We start from the raw sequence: 14,096 nt of genomic DNA, 5'->3' as shown, positions 1-14,096 counted from the left end.
CTGGCCATCGTCCTCTCCGCGCTTCCGGCGGACGCTCAAGACGGCGGGTTTGGGGCGGGAGGCTTCTTCTCCTCATCAGAGGACAGGGCCGGCTATTCCATGTCGCTGACTCCGGCCCGCGCGGGAGCACCCCGCATGCTCCGGCATGAGGCCGACGGAAGCTTTATCGTCAAGCGGAGCGGTTCCGATGCCTGGTCTGTGTCGGCCCACGCGGGCGAGCTCGAGTTGAGCGCGTCTCCGGTGGTCCCGGGCACGGGGCTGACCATTCCGAGCAAGCTCTGGAGCGTGCAGGCCGGCGGAGCCTTCGCGCGCCGCATCGGCGAGCGCAGGCGATGGGGAGCCAGCCTGGGGCTTGGCTCCGCCAGCGACGAGCCGTTCAACTCCATCCGTGAGACGGAGGTGAAGGCGATGGCCTACCGCGAGTTTCCCAGCCGCGAGCGCAACTCCTGGCTGCTGTTCTTGGCCTACTCGAACAACCGCTCGTTTCTCAACAACATTCCGTTCCCCGGCGTCGCCTATGTGGTTCGAGAACCCGTTCCCGGCCTCCATGCGACGGTCGGCCTGCCCTTCATCCTGCTGTCCTATCAACCCGGGAAGAACTGGCGGCTGGCGCTCTCCGCATTCGGTCCGACCAATATTTCCGCGGAGGGAGCCCGACGCCTGGGCTCATCGGCATGGGCCTATGCGCGTTTCGAGCGCAATCCCTCTCAGTGGCTTCGGGCCGGCCGGGAGAACCTCTCCGACCGGCTCATCTTCGACCGGCAGGGACCCCGCCTCGGCGTGCGAAGCCCGCTGGGAGGAGGCGTATCGGCGGACCTGTCGGCCGGCTTGGACTTCCGCAGACGATTCTACGAGAGCAAGGATGCCAACCGTTCTGGCGTTCCCAAAGCCGAGCTTCCTAACGCCTGGATCGGTCTCTTGCGGTTATCCTGGCGTCGTTGAGAAGTCAGAACTGCCAAAGTTGCGCTCGGTCTTTGACAACCACATGGGAGCCCCGCTTTTTCAACCAATAAATCCGGGCGCGAACATCGGCCCGCTCATCGCCCACTTCGGCGCGGCCCGAACCTGGACGCATGCCAAAAGAGTTCTTGATCCGGATCATGGAGGAGTCCGATGAAGATGCTGATCTTGGTATTTCGCTCAACGCTCAACAAGGAGATATTTCGCCTCCTCGATGGGCTGAAGCTTCCTGGCTACACGGAGACGGCGGAGGTTTACGGAGCGGGCTCGATGGGGAGGGTCTTCGACAGCCACGCTTGGCCCGGCTACAACAGCATGGTGATCTCAGCCGTGGACGAGAGCGACGCACGCAAAGTCGCGGGCGCGATGAAGGAACTGTCCGTGAGATTGACCGCGCAGGGCGAGAAAGTCCCGCTGCGCCTCTTCGCAGTCCCCTGCGAGCAAATCCTGTGATCCCGCCCTGGATCGGCGATTGGGGGTAATTTATGCTCAAAGAAGGCGTTGTTGCGCCGGATTTCTCGGCGGTTCTTGACGACGGCCAACGTTTCCAGTTGTCGGCGTACAAGGGCGAGAAGAACGTTGTCCTCTATTTCTATCCGCGGAATTTCACGCCGGGATGCACCCGCCAAGCGTGTTTGTTCCGGGACAACTATGGCGGGCTGGATGCATATGACGCGATCCTCGTCGGCATCAGCAACAATACCGCAGATTCCCACGTGAGATTCCGTGTTAAATACAAACTTCCGTTTCCCCTCATCGCTGATCCCGACAAAAAACTGATCGAGCTGTATGACGCCAAAGGGCCGCTCGGTCTGCTCACGGCGCGGGTCACGTATGTTATTGATAAAGTCGGCGTTATTCGCCGGGTTCTCCGTCATGATTTTGCGGTGAACCGTCATTGGCCGGAAACCCGGGACGCCCTATCAGCGCTAAAAAATACCGGTCAACCGACGAGCTGATGCGGCGCTGGCCATCTTGGCTCCCGGTGATGAGAGCTGGGAGCATTTCAATGAATCATATGAGCACGAAATAGCGGCGGATGATCTTCGATTCGTGCCGGACGATGAGAGGAGATTCGCAAAAGCCAGAAAGGGATGAGGCCGCTTCTTTTATGCCGGACCGGAACCCTTGACGTGCCCCCGAAGGCCGCCGTTAAACTGAAGAGACACAGGACGGAAAGCGCCAAATCAAGGTTGCCGGGCTACCGGCCTCCCCTCCGATCCGGGGATACCCGGTCGGGGTATCGCAACATGGAGATCCACGGCAAGCTCCTGGCCGTGGCACCTCTGAAGGTCGCGGCTGATTGTGCCTGGCGCCCCGAGGTCATGGAGCCCCGTTTCGCTGGGGCGCAATGGGGCGCAAGACCCAATCCGAGAGACGGTCCCTTCTCCATCTGGCGGCCGCCGGAGGCGGACCCGAAGGAGAAGCCGCAGTATGAAGCCGCCGTTTTTCGGCGGCCGACGGCCGGCCGGCACGCCGGGCCGTCCTGGGTGAGGGCTCGCAACCGAATTCTGTGGCCGGATCGAGGGAACAGCCGTGACCGTTTTTAACGTATTGCGGGAGAGTATGAGGATTCAGAAAGCATTCAAACGGGAGGAAATCGTGAGCTTCATTGACAAAAGCCTGCTTGGTGACGAGAAGGTAATTCATCGGACGAAACGGCATTGGATTGTTTTCTTTTGGCCCGCGGTTCTCCTGGTGTTGGCGGTGTACGGGTTTTCAAAGGGCGGAGGCGGGGCCGTTTGGGGCGTCCTCTTGGTTTTCACCTCGATCATCACTTCCATCATCTGCTGGCTTGAAAGATGGACTGCGGAGTTCGGCGTGACCAACAAGAGGGTCTTAGTCAAGGTCGGCCTGATTCGTCGCAACTCCCTGGAAATCCTTCTGCCGAAGGTGGAAGGCGTCCATGTCCAGCAAAGCATCTTGGGACGGATGCTTGGGTACGGGACGATCATCGTCAACGGTACGGGCGGCTCCAAGCAGCCTTTCCACAAGATCGACGGGCCTATGGAGTTCCGCAAGCAAGTCCACGAACAGATGAACCCCGCCTGACCGGAGTAATACCGGTCTTGGAGGCTCGATAGCATGGGCCAGAAAATAGCGGTCGCCATCATTCATGGCATCGGGCGGACGGAGCCGGATTTTGCCGACGGCCTGATGAAGGACTTGCGACGGCAGTTTACCGCCGAAGGGGCCGACGCGCCGGACTTGGTGATGAAGCCCGTCTATTGGTCGCCGGTCCTTCAAGGCGGGGAGGATGAGTTATGGCGGCGGGTCAAGCGCGGTGGTCCTATGGATTTCACGCGGCTGCGTCGGTTCATGCTGGACTTCGCGGCGGATGCAATCGCCTATCAGCCGTTGCCGCGAGAAAAGAAAGTCTATGAGGCCATTCACCGGGTCGTCGCCCAAACCTTCCGCGCCTTGGCGCGGGAGGCTGGGCCGAAGGCTCCTCTTTGTGTGATCGCCCATAGCCTGGGAACCGTCGTCGCCTCCAACTACCTTTACGATCTACAGACGGCCCCCCGAAAAGACATTCTCCCCAAAACGGTCAAGAAAGAGATGGAGAAGACGCCACTAGAGAAGGGCGAGACGTTGGCCTTCCTCTACACGTTGGGGAGCCCTATCGCCCTATGGAGCCTCCGATATACCGATTTCGGCAGACCGGTCCGGGTACCAGCTCCGGGACTGAAAAGGCATTGGCGGAAGCTCTCCGGAGAGTGGGTCAATTTTTACGATGAGGACGACGTGATCGGCTATCCGTTGAAGACGGTCAACGCGGCCTATGGGAAGGCCGTCACGCGGGACCGGGCTGTCAGCGTGGGCGGGGTTTTCACCGGCTGGACCCCTCTTTCCCATACCGACTATTGGACCGATGGAAGCGTGACGGGACTGGTCGCCAAGAGTCTGGCGAAGGCGTGGAAAAAGTTAAACTTCTGAATCTCTAAAATACGGGGCGGGGGTATCGGATCATGGATTCGCAAATCGTGACGGCCTTCCTGGCCGGGTTAGGCGGGGCTGGCACCCTGCAACTTGTCGCCATCTTTTTAGGCAAGAAGTGGGCGGAAGTCCGGATACAGGAGTCGGTCAAGCACGAATACGATAAGAAGATGGAGGAGTTCAGGGCCGGTCTTAGGGAAACCTCGGACGAGAAAGCGGCGGACAAGACCCTCTTCATGAAACTCCTGGAAAAGCTTCCGGCCACGGGCGGCGGCATAGATTTCATCAGGAGCTTTGACTTTGAAAGCGGGTCGTTCTTGAGGACGAGAATCTACGATCTCCATGACTTCGATCGTGTATGGAAGAATCCCGACCACCTCTTTTTGGACGTGGAGATAAACGGAAAGAGAGGGGCGCTGCACAAGGCCGTGGAGGATTTCCTCCATGCCTATGCGACGTACACTTTCCCTCTGAATACGGATATAGAGTGGGCGGCGGTCCCTCCCGATTGGGCGGACCATATGCCGCAGAAATATTCCGAGGCGGTGAAGCTGTTGAATGGCCGCGCGGATGCGGTGGTCGCGGCTTACGATGATTTGGTGAAAACCGCTCGCGGGAAATTGAAGTGCTGAAAGGACGGGACCTTTTATGGCCGAATTGACGGAACTCCAAGCGCAATTGAAACGTCGGTTGGCCCGCCTCGGGGGCCAGGTCGAAGCCCTGGAAAAGATGATTGACCAGGGCGAGAAGTGGGAAAAGATGTTGGAGCTTGCCGCCGCCGTGGAAGGGGCGACGGATCAGGTGACGGCGGACCTGTTTGAGGGATACCTGGACTCCTTGGGGAGCAAGGCCAGCAAGGACGCGCGGAAGGTTTTGAGCTTGGTGTTGAAGCGGCTGTAAACCTCGGGGACGGGATGAAAGACTACGCCTCATATAAAACCGAGAGCCCGATAGAGGAAGACTTCCTCCGGCAAATCCTCAAACATATCTCCGACGATGTGAAGTTGGAGGCCCAGGTGGAAATGCCGACCAGGTGGGGCATGTTCCGGGCGGACTTCATGGTGACGACTTCAGCCGGGGTTCGGATCGTCTATGAGTGCGACGGAGCGGATTTTCATGACGCATGGCTGGACGACTGGCGGGATGTCCTGACCCTCGGAGAGAAACGCGCTGACCGGGTAGTGAGGTTGCGCGGCCAAGACATCGTGTATCACCTCAACGACCTCCTCTATGCCCTTTGCCGGACGAACCCGGAGGTTTTCACCGTTCAAGGCCGGTCGCGCTTGGAACGGTTGGCTTGCTCCGAAATCGTGAAGTATGAGGGAGAGCTTACGCGGACCGCCATGCCATTCTCTTTCCAGGACGACTCTGACCCTATAAAAAGATTCACGCTTCTAGCCAGGAAGATGGACGCGGACGATCTGAAAGGCCGATTTTTCTCAAAGTGCTTGGCCTGGGCTATGGAGCATCCGGGTTGGCCTGTGGAGCAATTGGCGTCTACTTTCATGAAAGATATTTCCCAAGAGGCGACTCAACCCTAGGGGGAGTCCAGAATCCCGGAGGTTTCGATGCGTCGTTGGACAGCGTGTATCGGCTTCATCTTCTCTCTCGTTTCCCCTGCGGTAGCGGCAAGCATGTATGAACATCCTTTGATCCACGGCGGCGGAGTTCCCTCGACGCAAGCGGATTTCCCCCAAAGACTCTCCAACTTCATCAGCCAAGACGGCCAGGGCGACACGGGCGAAGCCCTACTTAGGAGCTACTTCGGCCCATCCCGCCGGAACGACCATATCCCGGACCTGGTTGTAGCCTTCGGCAAGGGTCGGAAAGACCCGGTGATGGCCCTGGTATTCAAGGGCCGCCGGGTGGACCGCTTGCCGAATGAGGCGTATGTGTGGGCGGTGATCTTTACGGAGGAGGGAGCCCCGATCCTCTCCAAGACCCCCGTCAAACCCGATCTGCCCGTCATGACGATGGGGGACTCCAAAGAAGTGTGCTTGAAGGAAGCCAGCCAGCTTCAAGTGCGGCTGGAAGGCTTGGCCTACGAGAAGGAGAAAGCCTCTGGAATCAACGCTATGGAGGTGATCCGGCTGTACACCGGCAAGGAGCCGTCCATCGTGGGGCAGAAGGGCCTGGAAGGGGAGTGTATAGCCGTGGACTTAACCAAGACCGGTCCGGTCGCGGGGACGACGATTAAGAAAGTGGTTATCAAGTTCATGCTCTCCAAGGAAGCCGTCTATCGGCTGATCTTCCAGCAGACGGGGGAGCTTCAAAGCAGCGCCTACCATTTCTCCAATATGCGGTTGTCCTGGTTCGGCGCGGGAGTGGGAGTAAGCGCTATCCGTGAGGAAGACTGGTTCAAGAAGGCTACGGTCAAGCCCTACATCTACGGCCACCTGTATGTCTCCAAATACCTGAACCCCTGGAACCGCTCCCTGGCGTTGGCTCTCGGCATCCCGCTCGAAAGCAAGGTGGAGGAGGCGACGGTGGGCCTCCGGTATAGCCCGAGGAATGAGTGGATCAACCCGGATTTTTCCCGATTCGGCCTGGTGGTCGGCTATAACTACCACCGCCCGATAGACGACTACGCCGGGAGCGGGAAACAATGGCGGTTCCTGGTGGGGGTGGACTACAAGCTATGAGCCGAGAGCCGGACGAGGACATGCGCCGGGCGGTGGAAGACGGTACCCATGAGGGCTTGAACGATTTGGAATACGCCTTCCTGGTGGAACTGGCTCGGGAAGGGAAGGCCGAGAAGGCGGCGGCCTGTGTGGGGATCGGCGGGGAGGTCATGAGGAGTCTCCTTCGGAAACTGGAAGGGATGGACTTGCTAGACGCCGCCGCCCGGATGCTCCCGGAGTTGCGGGACGTTTTGCTCCAAGACCCCCGGAACGGCAAGACCATGTCCATCCTCGGCAAGCCGAAGGTCGCGGAGTTTTACCGACGGTTGAAGCGGGAGTATGGTTTCGTCCACCCGGAGATCCCCTTGGCGGCCTTCATCCGAGAAGCGGCGGTAAAGGAGTGCTTGGGGCGGAAGGAAGACCGTTGGTACTTCCTGACGGCCCGCGTGGACTTCCTGGTCTGCGACCGGGACGGCTTCCCGCGCCTGGCTTTTGAGTACCAGGGCGGCGGCCACGAAACCCCGGAGAAGCGGAAGAAAGACGCGCTGAAACGGAAGCTCCTAGAGGCCGCCGACATTCCTTTGCGGGAGGTCGGGCCGGGCGCGGCCCAGGCGTTGCCGCCCGTGAATGAGGACGAATCCAGCCCCGCCCGGTCCCTGGTGTCGGATTGGGGCAAGTCGTCCCCCGCCCGCCGGTTTGAGTCCTACCTGTCCACGATCCAGGGCGAACCGATGGAGCCCGAATACCCGACCAACTGGAACCACCTCAAGAAGGAATACGTCGCGGTCCTCGGATTCCAGGGCGGGGCCGTGGAGCGCCGCCTTTTGGGGAAGCAAGTCGGGATGAAGCGGGACGGGCGCTCGGCGGACCTGGAATTCAAGGCGGACGAGTTGCCCGACGCCCTGCCGGTCGGGACGACGTTGGAGATTCGGGACGGCTCCCACAAGCACCTTTTGACGAGCTACTTCCGAAAGGACGCGGGCGGCTGGCGGCTGTTGAAGCGGAAGGAAGGGGCGTCGGCCTTGTTCCAAAAGGATGAGGACGCGGAGTGATACCCCTACCGGGTATAAAAGGGATGGTACCCATGTTCCAAAACAAGAAACACCATGAAATCGTCGGAATGGTCTATCGGGGGTGGGGTTGGGCTACTTTGCTTTCAGGTGGGATGATGGTAGCCATAGCGGGATGCCTCCTGTTTTTCATGCGGCTCAAAGACTTCCAAGACGTTTCACCAATTCTTATCGGTGCGTCATGCCTCCTCGCCAATACCGCATTGATGTTCCCGCTTGGCAAGGCGTTGTCCGCTCATAAGGAGTGGGGGCGAAAGGTGGGCGGTGGGCTGGCCGCTCTTATGCTGATTGGGTTTCCCGTTGGCACGGTACTCGGGGGTTGGATGTTGTGGGGCCTAATAAAGAAGTGGGATGAGTAGCGAAGGAGGCGCGACGATGAGCAAGGACATGGTGTTGAGCGTCCCGCAGTTCGAGAAGTTGGCGAAGGACTTACAGCGGTTGGTGGACGAGGGCCGGGACAAGGCGAAGGCGGCGAACAACGCCATTTTCTTGAAGACGTGTTGGGCTATGGGCGGACGGATCGAGGTAGAAGACCTGGCCGAGAACGCGGGGTATGCGACGACGGTCATGGAACGGCTGGCGAAACCTTTGAAGACGGACCGAACAACGCTCGTCCGATGCGTCCAGTTCTACCGGGCGTATCCGAAGGGAGCGCCCGACACGCCTTTGACGTGGAGCCATTACCGCTACCTTTTGACGCTTGGGACGGACAAGGAACGGGTTTACTACGAGGAGAAAGCAATCAAGGAAGGCTGGACGCGGGAGCAGTTGGCGAAGGCGATCAACGCCGAGGACTACTTGGCCCCGAAGGACGGCTCTAAGAAGGCCAAGAAGCTCCCTCGTCCAACGTCTCCTTTTTTCACCTTCCGGGCGGAAGTTCTCCGGGTGGTGGACGGGGACACGATCGTTTTCCGGGTGGACCTGGGCTTTCAGGTCTGGAAAGAGCAGATCATCCGCCTGGCTGGCGTGGATGCCCCGGCCTTGAAGGAGGGCGGGGAGGAAGCTTTTGAATACGTCCGGGCGCAGATGGGGAAGGCAAAAACGGTTGTGATCCAGACGAACAAGATAGACATCTACGGGCGGTACGTGGCGCATGTCTATTACAGTTTCGACGAGAACGACAGTTGGGAGAAGGTCTTCGCTTCCGGGCGCTACTTGAGCCAAGACCTTCTTGACCGGAGCTTGGCGAGAGCCGTTTAGAAACTTGGGGCCGAAGGCCCCACCGGGGCGCGTAGCGCCCTGGTTTGGTTTTGCTCTTTGAATGGGACTACCACCCGCAGCCTGCCGCGCTCCCCACGTGCGGCCAAGTGAGGCGAGGACCGGCCACCAACCCTCTGGGTTGGTTGGACGGAAAAAGGGGGAGGGGGGGCTAATTTTTCGCCGGCCAGCACCCCCGCCCCCGGTTTGCGCCCTCTGGGCGCAAACCCTGGCCACGGCCGATGGAACGAAGCGGAGACAGAAGAAGGCAAAGGAAACTTAGGTGAACCAAGAACCCCCAAGAAGGCGCGAAGCCGTGGGGGGGAGGGGGGGCGTCTTGGCCGCCGCAAATAGCTCCAAGCGTAGCGCAGGTAACAACTCGCGCCCGCTAGGGCGCGGGGGTGGCAGTAAGCGGGGCGGCCACTTGGGTGTAGTGGCCGCGGCTTTTGACTTGGATTTTGACTTGGCTCCCTGTGCGGCGCACCTGCGCCTTGCCGAGCAGCGGCACCGGCTGGAGCCGGGCACAGGGTAATAAATATGGCCTTATACCCCCCTGGGGTATTTCCTTGCGCATAGTGTGACCCGTGGGTCACATGCTTTTGCCCCGGACAGGCCCCCTTTGGGGCCTGTTTCCCTGACCGGCACGGTGGGCCTGCTACCTTTCCGATTCCCCGCGCGCGCCCCCCTCCCCCCAAACAGGACAGGACCGCCGGGCCGGGCAGGGAGCCCCGCCGTCAGGCGGGGCCGGGGCCGCCTTTGACGTTGCCTTTGACTTGGGCGGGCGCCCGTGCGAAGCCGGGCGCGGAGCGGGCCGGGGACAGACGCCGCCCGTCTTTGGTGGCGGCTGGCCCCGGGAGCTTCTTTCCCGAAGGCCGCAGCTCCCGGCGTCCGCCGTCCCCGCCGCGTCCAACCGTCAGCGACAAACGAGCGCGGTGGGCCGCCGCGCGTTTTTCGTGGCGGACCGCCGCGCGGCCTTCTCCCTCCGCAAACCGGAGCGCTCGCCCAGCCTTTCCCGTCCAAACGTCCAGCCGTCAGCGGCCAGCCATCCCAACGCGACGGGACGACGCCCGTCTTTGGCGACGGCCCGCCGCGCCTCCGCAAGCCGAAGCCCGCAACGTCAGCCGTCCCGCCAAACGTCCAACCGCCAGCGATCAACGAGCGCGTGGGGCCGCCGCGCGTCTTTCGTGGCGGCCCGCGCGCGGCCCGTCTCGCGCTCCGCAAACCGGAGCGACGGCCCCGCCGTCCCGGTCCAGCCGTCCAACCGCCAGCGACAACCGAGCGAGGCGGGCCGTCTTTCGGCCCGCCGAGCGGCCTTCTTCCTCCCGGCCCGAAGGGCCGGGGCTTCTTCTTTTCAAGCGCGGCGGCGGCCTCTGCCTTTCGCCGCGACAGCCAGGCGCGGGGGTTTCCCTCTCCCTCTGCGGGACCAGCTTCTTTCCTCCCGCGCGTGGCGGCTTCCGGTTTTTCCCAGGCGACGGTGACGATCCAGCCTGCGCGACGACAGCGCCGGGACGATCACGCCGGGCGCGGACGCGACAGCCCCGGCGCGGGGCGAGGCCCGAAGGCCCGAGCCTTCCGCCTCTGCCTCCCCGCTCTCTGCTGTCTCTTAATAGAGAGCGCGGCGGTGTCTCTCTCTCTGCGGGTGGCGGGTTATAACGGTCACCGCCAAGTGACCGACGATGCCACCGACGGGGCGGGACCCCCTCTCCCGACCTTCGGCCACCCTCTCCCCCAAGGGGGCGAGGGATCAAAGGCGCGGCGCTCGCGCCGAGCGGACGCACTTCTCCCCCGACACCTTCACGCTGTCCCAATAGTGATGTGATATAGTTGGGAAAGAACAGGCGAATTTTGGAACAACTTCGTCTATCAAGGTTTTTATCGCCCGACGGTTTCGGCGTGCTCCGCCGTTGCCCGGCGTACACCCCGGTGGGACCGCTGAAAGCGTAGGCCACGAAAACCGCGAGGGCGAAGTAGACGGCGTTTTCCTTCCCGAACAATTCCAAACCCAGCACCACCCCCGCCAACGGCGTGTTGGCGGCCGCCGCGAAGACGGCCACGAACCCGAGACCCGCGAACAGATCCACGGGCGCGGCCAGGAGGTGGGCCACGACGTTCCCCAGGGTGGCCCCGACAAAAAACAGCGGCGTCACTTCACCGCCTTTAAAGCCCGCGCCGAGGGTCGTCGCGGTGAAGAGGGTCTTCCACAACCAACTCCACGGGGTGGCGCCCTCGTCCCGGAACGCCGATAAAAGGGTCACGGTGTCGGGGGCGCCCGGCGGCGCGTCCACCCCCAGCCCCAAGTAATCCCGGGTCCCCAAAAGCGCCGTCAAGGCGATCAAAAGGACGCCCCCGGCCACGGGACGGAGCCAAGGGCGGGGAATCCATCGACGGAAGGCGGCGCGCGCCCGGTGAGACACGAAAACGAAGAGAGCGCTCGCGAGCCCGAACGCCACCGCCGCGGCCAGCACCTTGGCCGTGAGCGCGGGCGCGAGAACCGGGGCCACGGCGATCTGTTGGTGGTAATTGGTGTGGTGGGTTCCCCAGGACAGGCAAACCCAATGGCCGACCACCGCCGCCCAAAGGCAGGGGACGAGGGGTTCGTAATCCAGGTGACCAAGGACCGCCACTTCAAGTGCGAACACCGCGCCAGCGACGGGGGTCCCGAAAACCCCGCCGAACCCCGCCGCCACCCCGGCCATCAACAGGGTCCGCCGGTCCGCCGCGGAGAGGTCAAAAACGCGGGCGAAAAACGCGCTGATGCCGCCCCCCATTTGAAGGGCTGTTCCCTCCCGTCCCGAGGACCCGCCGCCCAAATGGGTGAGCAACGTGCCCGCCAAGATCAACGGCGCCATGCGGCGGGGCACCCCGGCGCCTGGGCTGTGGATCTGTTCGATCACCAGATCGTTTCCGCCCTCGGCCTTTTGGCCCCATCGGCTGTAAAGTCCGTGGATCGCCACGCCGATCACGGGCAAGGCCCACAACAGCGCGGGATACCGCCAACGCAATCCGGTGGTTCGGTCGAGGGCCCAAAGGAAAAACGCGCAGGCCGTGCCGATGGCCGCGGCCGTCGGGGTGATCAACAGGATCCACCGCAGGGTGTGCCGCGCGACGCCGGCGAGGGGGAGCGGAGAGGGGCGCATGGGGCGGGTTACTTTTACTAAACCGCGTCGCGGCCTTCGCCCGGCCGCGCGGGACGTCCCCCGTTCTCCCACCCTCCCGTTGAATTTGGGTGTGAGGTCGAGGCCCCCGGACGGGAGGCTCGCGGGGGGGCGGCGGCGAACTCGGGAGGCACCAAGACGTTCAGCGCCCGGGGGAGAAGATCGACGACCAACGACCGCCCCGAGCGGACTTCCCCGTCCAGGTGGTAGGGACGTTCTTCGCCGAAATCGACCCGGAGGCGTTGCGTTCGAATCGTTCGCAGATACGACGCGCGGCGAAAGGTGCCCGCGAAAATCCGGGGCACGGCCACGAGGAGTCGGTGCCACGGGGCGTTTTCCACCACCACGACGTCCAACAAACCGTCGTTGACCACGGCGTCGGGGGCGATGCGGGCGCCGCTGCCGTATTGTTTGCCATTGGCCAAGGCGACCAGCAGGGGCGTGACCCGGGTCTGGCCCCCGTCGTGATGCAAAGTCAAAGGGGACGGCCGGTATCGAAGAAACTCACGCACGCCCAGCTTGATGTAGGGCCATCGACCCCGGCGACCGCCCGACTCGCTGTTTTCAAACGCCCGGGCGATTCGGGCGTCGAGGCCGAACCCCGCGACATTGAAAAAGAGTTCGCCGTTGACGCGTCCGACGTCGATAGCGAGGGGCCGGTACGCCGGCAGCGCGCGCGCGGCGGCGGTGGGATCGAGGGGGATATTGAATTCGCGCGCCAATCCGTTGCCCGATCCCTTGGGCAGGATGCCCAGCGCCGCGGGCGTGCCGACGAGGGCCCGAGCGACCTCGTTGATCGTCCCGTCGCCGCCGATGGCGACGACCGCGTCGAACCCATCGGCCACGGCCCGCCGGGCCAGTTCCCACCCGTGGCCGCGGCCTTCCGTTCGCTGAAAGCGGTGCGGCCGGCCGCCGCCGTTGAACGCGCTCCTCACAGCGGTTTCAAAGACCGCGGGATCGCGGCCCGTCCCCGCCGCCGAATTCAAGATGAACGTGTATTTCATGAACAATGAGTCCTCGGACTGTTTTGTGGAAAGCCGCTCGGTTCGTGCGGCGGGGATCGGGCGGTCCGCCGCGGGCCCACGGGGACCCCGCCCCGCACCGCGCGGGGGATAAAGTATATAATGATTTATCAACCGCGAAGGAGACGCCATGCCGAAACCCACGACCAAGTCCCCGCCCCCCCCTGATGTTTTGAAGGAATCCGCCGCCCTGGCCAAAACTTTCTTGGCGGCCCTCAAGGAATACAAAGACAGCCCCGCGATCCGCAAAGCCGTGGAGGACGCGGTGGCCGGATTGCGCGAGGCCGGCCGGGAACTGGCCGACGCGCTGGAAAAAACCCGCCACGCACCGGCCAACGCCCGCCTTGAATCCACGGTGAAGAAGGCCGTCACGGGAGGCCGGGCCAAGGCGGAAAAGTCCCTTCACAAATACCGGTCCGCGCTGGCGGACGGGTTGGTCAATCTCAGCCTTCACATCGATCGGCTGGCCGACCGCATTAAAACGCGGAAAGGGTAATACCATGTCCGAGACCCCCCCCCCGGTTGCACCCCCCCCGGTGCCTCCGATTCCATCGGGGCCGCCGTTGTTGGCCCGCGCCAAACGGTTTGTCGTCAAATGGACGGTCCTGGGCGTATTGTTCGCGGGTTTTGGTTTGGCCCTGTGGACATGGGGGTCCTTGACGTATGTATATTCCAAGGGCGAGCGGGCGGGTTACGTGCAAAAGTTTTCGAAACGGGGATGGATTTTCAAAACCTGGGAAGGCCAATTGGCCATGGTCAATTTACCGGGCGCCATGCCCGAAATTTTTGAATTCACGGTCCGCGATGCCGCCACCGCGGTTCGCATCGAGGAATCCATGGGCCGGCGGGTGGCGGTGACATACCATCAGCACCGGGGGATCCCCGTACGAGCCTTTGGCGACACCCAGTATTTCGTGGTGAATGTGTCCCTCGTGGAAGACGCCGCCCCCGCCGCGCCCATAGCGCCGGTGTCCCCCATCCCCACCCCGGGCGCTCCGACGACGTAACGGGGGTACTGCCCCGCCTTTTTTTGTTACAACTTTGTTACAAAACCTTAAGGTGATCTAAGCGGGAGGGGGGCTAGACTATGAGCGGCCCGGTAAACACCGGCCGCCTATGACGCCACGCCATCCC

At 62.4% G+C, this 14,096-nt stretch carries 16 protein-coding genes; 14 read left to right on the top strand and 2 right to left on the bottom strand.

Annotated features, from left to right (window positions below):
* Window positions 1-135: 135 nt before the first annotated feature.
* The 12 genes from IPI56_07965 to IPI56_07910 all read left to right on the top strand — a co-directional run bounded on the left by IPI56_07965 (window position 136) and on the right by IPI56_07910 (window position 8,788).
* Window positions 136-942, top strand: coding sequence for a hypothetical protein (locus tag IPI56_07965; protein ID MBK7545660.1), 807 nt, complete (start codon window positions 136-138; stop codon window positions 940-942).
* 171 nt (window positions 943-1,113) lie between these two features.
* Entirely contained in the window at window positions 1,114-1,413 is a 300-nt protein-coding gene (locus tag IPI56_07960) for a hypothetical protein (GenBank protein MBK7545659.1), read from the top strand.
* 32 nt (window positions 1,414-1,445) lie between these two features.
* Window positions 1,446-1,919 carry a peroxiredoxin gene (locus IPI56_07955; protein ID MBK7545658.1) on the top strand — a complete coding sequence of 158 codons (474 nt, stop codon included), beginning with the start codon at window positions 1,446-1,448 and terminating at the stop codon, window positions 1,917-1,919.
* A gap of 643 nt (window positions 1,920-2,562) precedes the next feature.
* Window positions 2,563-3,012 carry a PH domain-containing protein gene (locus IPI56_07950; GenBank protein MBK7545657.1) on the top strand — a complete coding sequence of 150 codons (450 nt, stop codon included), beginning with the start codon at window positions 2,563-2,565 and terminating at the stop codon, window positions 3,010-3,012.
* Between the two features lie 33 nt (window positions 3,013-3,045).
* Complete coding sequence (locus IPI56_07945; protein ID MBK7545656.1) at window positions 3,046-3,897, top strand: chemotaxis protein; 852 nt, start codon at window positions 3,046-3,048, stop codon at window positions 3,895-3,897.
* Window positions 3,898-3,929: 32 nt separating this feature from the next.
* Window positions 3,930-4,529, top strand: a complete 600-nt coding sequence (locus IPI56_07940; GenBank protein ID MBK7545655.1) for a hypothetical protein — start codon at window positions 3,930-3,932, stop codon at window positions 4,527-4,529.
* A gap of 16 nt (window positions 4,530-4,545) precedes the next feature.
* Window positions 4,546-4,797: a metal-sensing transcriptional repressor gene (locus IPI56_07935; protein MBK7545654.1), complete on the top strand. Its 252-nt coding sequence runs from the start codon at window positions 4,546-4,548 to the stop codon at window positions 4,795-4,797.
* Between the two features lie 14 nt (window positions 4,798-4,811).
* Window positions 4,812-5,438, top strand: coding sequence for a hypothetical protein (locus IPI56_07930; GenBank protein MBK7545653.1), 627 nt, complete (start codon window positions 4,812-4,814; stop codon window positions 5,436-5,438).
* A 27-nt stretch (window positions 5,439-5,465) separates the two neighbouring features.
* Window positions 5,466-6,539 carry a hypothetical protein gene (locus tag IPI56_07925; protein MBK7545652.1) on the top strand — a complete coding sequence of 358 codons (1,074 nt, stop codon included), beginning with the start codon at window positions 5,466-5,468 and terminating at the stop codon, window positions 6,537-6,539.
* On the top strand, window positions 6,536-7,570 hold the full coding sequence (locus IPI56_07920; GenBank protein ID MBK7545651.1) for a DUF2726 domain-containing protein: 1,035 nt from the start codon (window positions 6,536-6,538) through the stop codon (window positions 7,568-7,570). The genes IPI56_07925 and IPI56_07920 overlap by 4 nt, the downstream gene beginning before the upstream one ends.
* Window positions 7,571-7,602: 32 nt before the next feature.
* On the top strand, window positions 7,603-7,947 hold the full coding sequence (locus IPI56_07915; GenBank protein ID MBK7545650.1) for a hypothetical protein: 345 nt from the start codon (window positions 7,603-7,605) through the stop codon (window positions 7,945-7,947).
* 16 nt (window positions 7,948-7,963) lie between these two features.
* The gene (locus tag IPI56_07910; protein ID MBK7545649.1) at window positions 7,964-8,788 is read left to right on the top strand and encodes a thermonuclease family protein; all 825 of its coding nucleotides are present in this window, start codon (window positions 7,964-7,966) and stop codon (window positions 8,786-8,788) included.
* Window positions 8,789-9,936: 1,148 nt separating this feature from the next.
* Here IPI56_07910 and IPI56_07905 read toward each other — a convergent pair.
* Entirely contained in the window at window positions 9,937-11,922 is a 1,986-nt protein-coding gene (locus IPI56_07905; protein ID MBK7545648.1) for a chloride channel protein, read from the bottom strand.
* Window positions 11,923-11,939: 17 nt separating this feature from the next.
* Complete coding sequence (locus tag IPI56_07900; GenBank protein ID MBK7545647.1) at window positions 11,940-12,944, bottom strand: diacylglycerol kinase family lipid kinase; 1,005 nt, start codon at window positions 12,942-12,944, stop codon at window positions 11,940-11,942.
* Window positions 12,945-13,092: 148 nt separating this feature from the next.
* On the opposite strand from IPI56_07900, the gene IPI56_07895 reads away from it, so the two are divergent.
* A complete protein-coding gene (locus tag IPI56_07895) occupies window positions 13,093-13,458 on the top strand; it encodes a hypothetical protein (GenBank protein ID MBK7545646.1) in 366 nt (121 codons plus the stop codon).
* Window positions 13,459-13,567: 109 nt separating this feature from the next.
* On the top strand, window positions 13,568-13,969 hold the full coding sequence (locus IPI56_07890; GenBank protein ID MBK7545645.1) for a hypothetical protein: 402 nt from the start codon (window positions 13,568-13,570) through the stop codon (window positions 13,967-13,969).
* Window positions 13,970-14,096 lie beyond the last annotated feature (127 nt).

The sequence above is a fragment of the Elusimicrobiota bacterium genome (assembly GCA_016706425.1).
Taxonomy (GTDB): domain Bacteria; phylum Elusimicrobiota; class Elusimicrobia; order FEN-1173; family FEN-1173; genus JADJJR01.
The sequence above is the reverse complement of the archived record's forward strand: the minus strand, read 5'-3'. Positions and strand labels throughout refer to the sequence as shown.

Coding starts and splice junctions, on each gene's coding strand:
- IPI56_07905 (MBK7545648.1), bottom strand. CDS start 11,922: ATGCGCCCCTCTCCGCTCCCCCTCGCCGGCGTCGCGCGGCACACCCTG.
- IPI56_07920 (MBK7545651.1), top strand. CDS start 6,536: ATGAGCCGAGAGCCGGACGAGGACATGCGCCGGGCGGTGGAAGACGGT.
- IPI56_07935 (MBK7545654.1), top strand. CDS start 4,546: ATGGCCGAATTGACGGAACTCCAAGCGCAATTGAAACGTCGGTTGGCC.
- IPI56_07940 (MBK7545655.1), top strand. CDS start 3,930: ATGGATTCGCAAATCGTGACGGCCTTCCTGGCCGGGTTAGGCGGGGCT.
- IPI56_07930 (MBK7545653.1), top strand. CDS start 4,812: ATGAAAGACTACGCCTCATATAAAACCGAGAGCCCGATAGAGGAAGAC.
- IPI56_07965 (MBK7545660.1), top strand. CDS start 136: ATGCTCCGGCATGAGGCCGACGGAAGCTTTATCGTCAAGCGGAGCGGT.
- IPI56_07925 (MBK7545652.1), top strand. CDS start 5,466: ATGCGTCGTTGGACAGCGTGTATCGGCTTCATCTTCTCTCTCGTTTCC.
- IPI56_07960 (MBK7545659.1), top strand. CDS start 1,114: ATGAAGATGCTGATCTTGGTATTTCGCTCAACGCTCAACAAGGAGATA.
- IPI56_07895 (MBK7545646.1), top strand. CDS start 13,093: ATGCCGAAACCCACGACCAAGTCCCCGCCCCCCCCTGATGTTTTGAAG.
- IPI56_07945 (MBK7545656.1), top strand. CDS start 3,046: ATGGGCCAGAAAATAGCGGTCGCCATCATTCATGGCATCGGGCGGACG.
- IPI56_07955 (MBK7545658.1), top strand. CDS start 1,446: ATGCTCAAAGAAGGCGTTGTTGCGCCGGATTTCTCGGCGGTTCTTGAC.
- IPI56_07900 (MBK7545647.1), bottom strand. CDS start 12,944: ATGAAATACACGTTCATCTTGAATTCGGCGGCGGGGACGGGCCGCGAT.
- IPI56_07915 (MBK7545650.1), top strand. CDS start 7,603: ATGTTCCAAAACAAGAAACACCATGAAATCGTCGGAATGGTCTATCGG.
- IPI56_07910 (MBK7545649.1), top strand. CDS start 7,964: ATGAGCAAGGACATGGTGTTGAGCGTCCCGCAGTTCGAGAAGTTGGCG.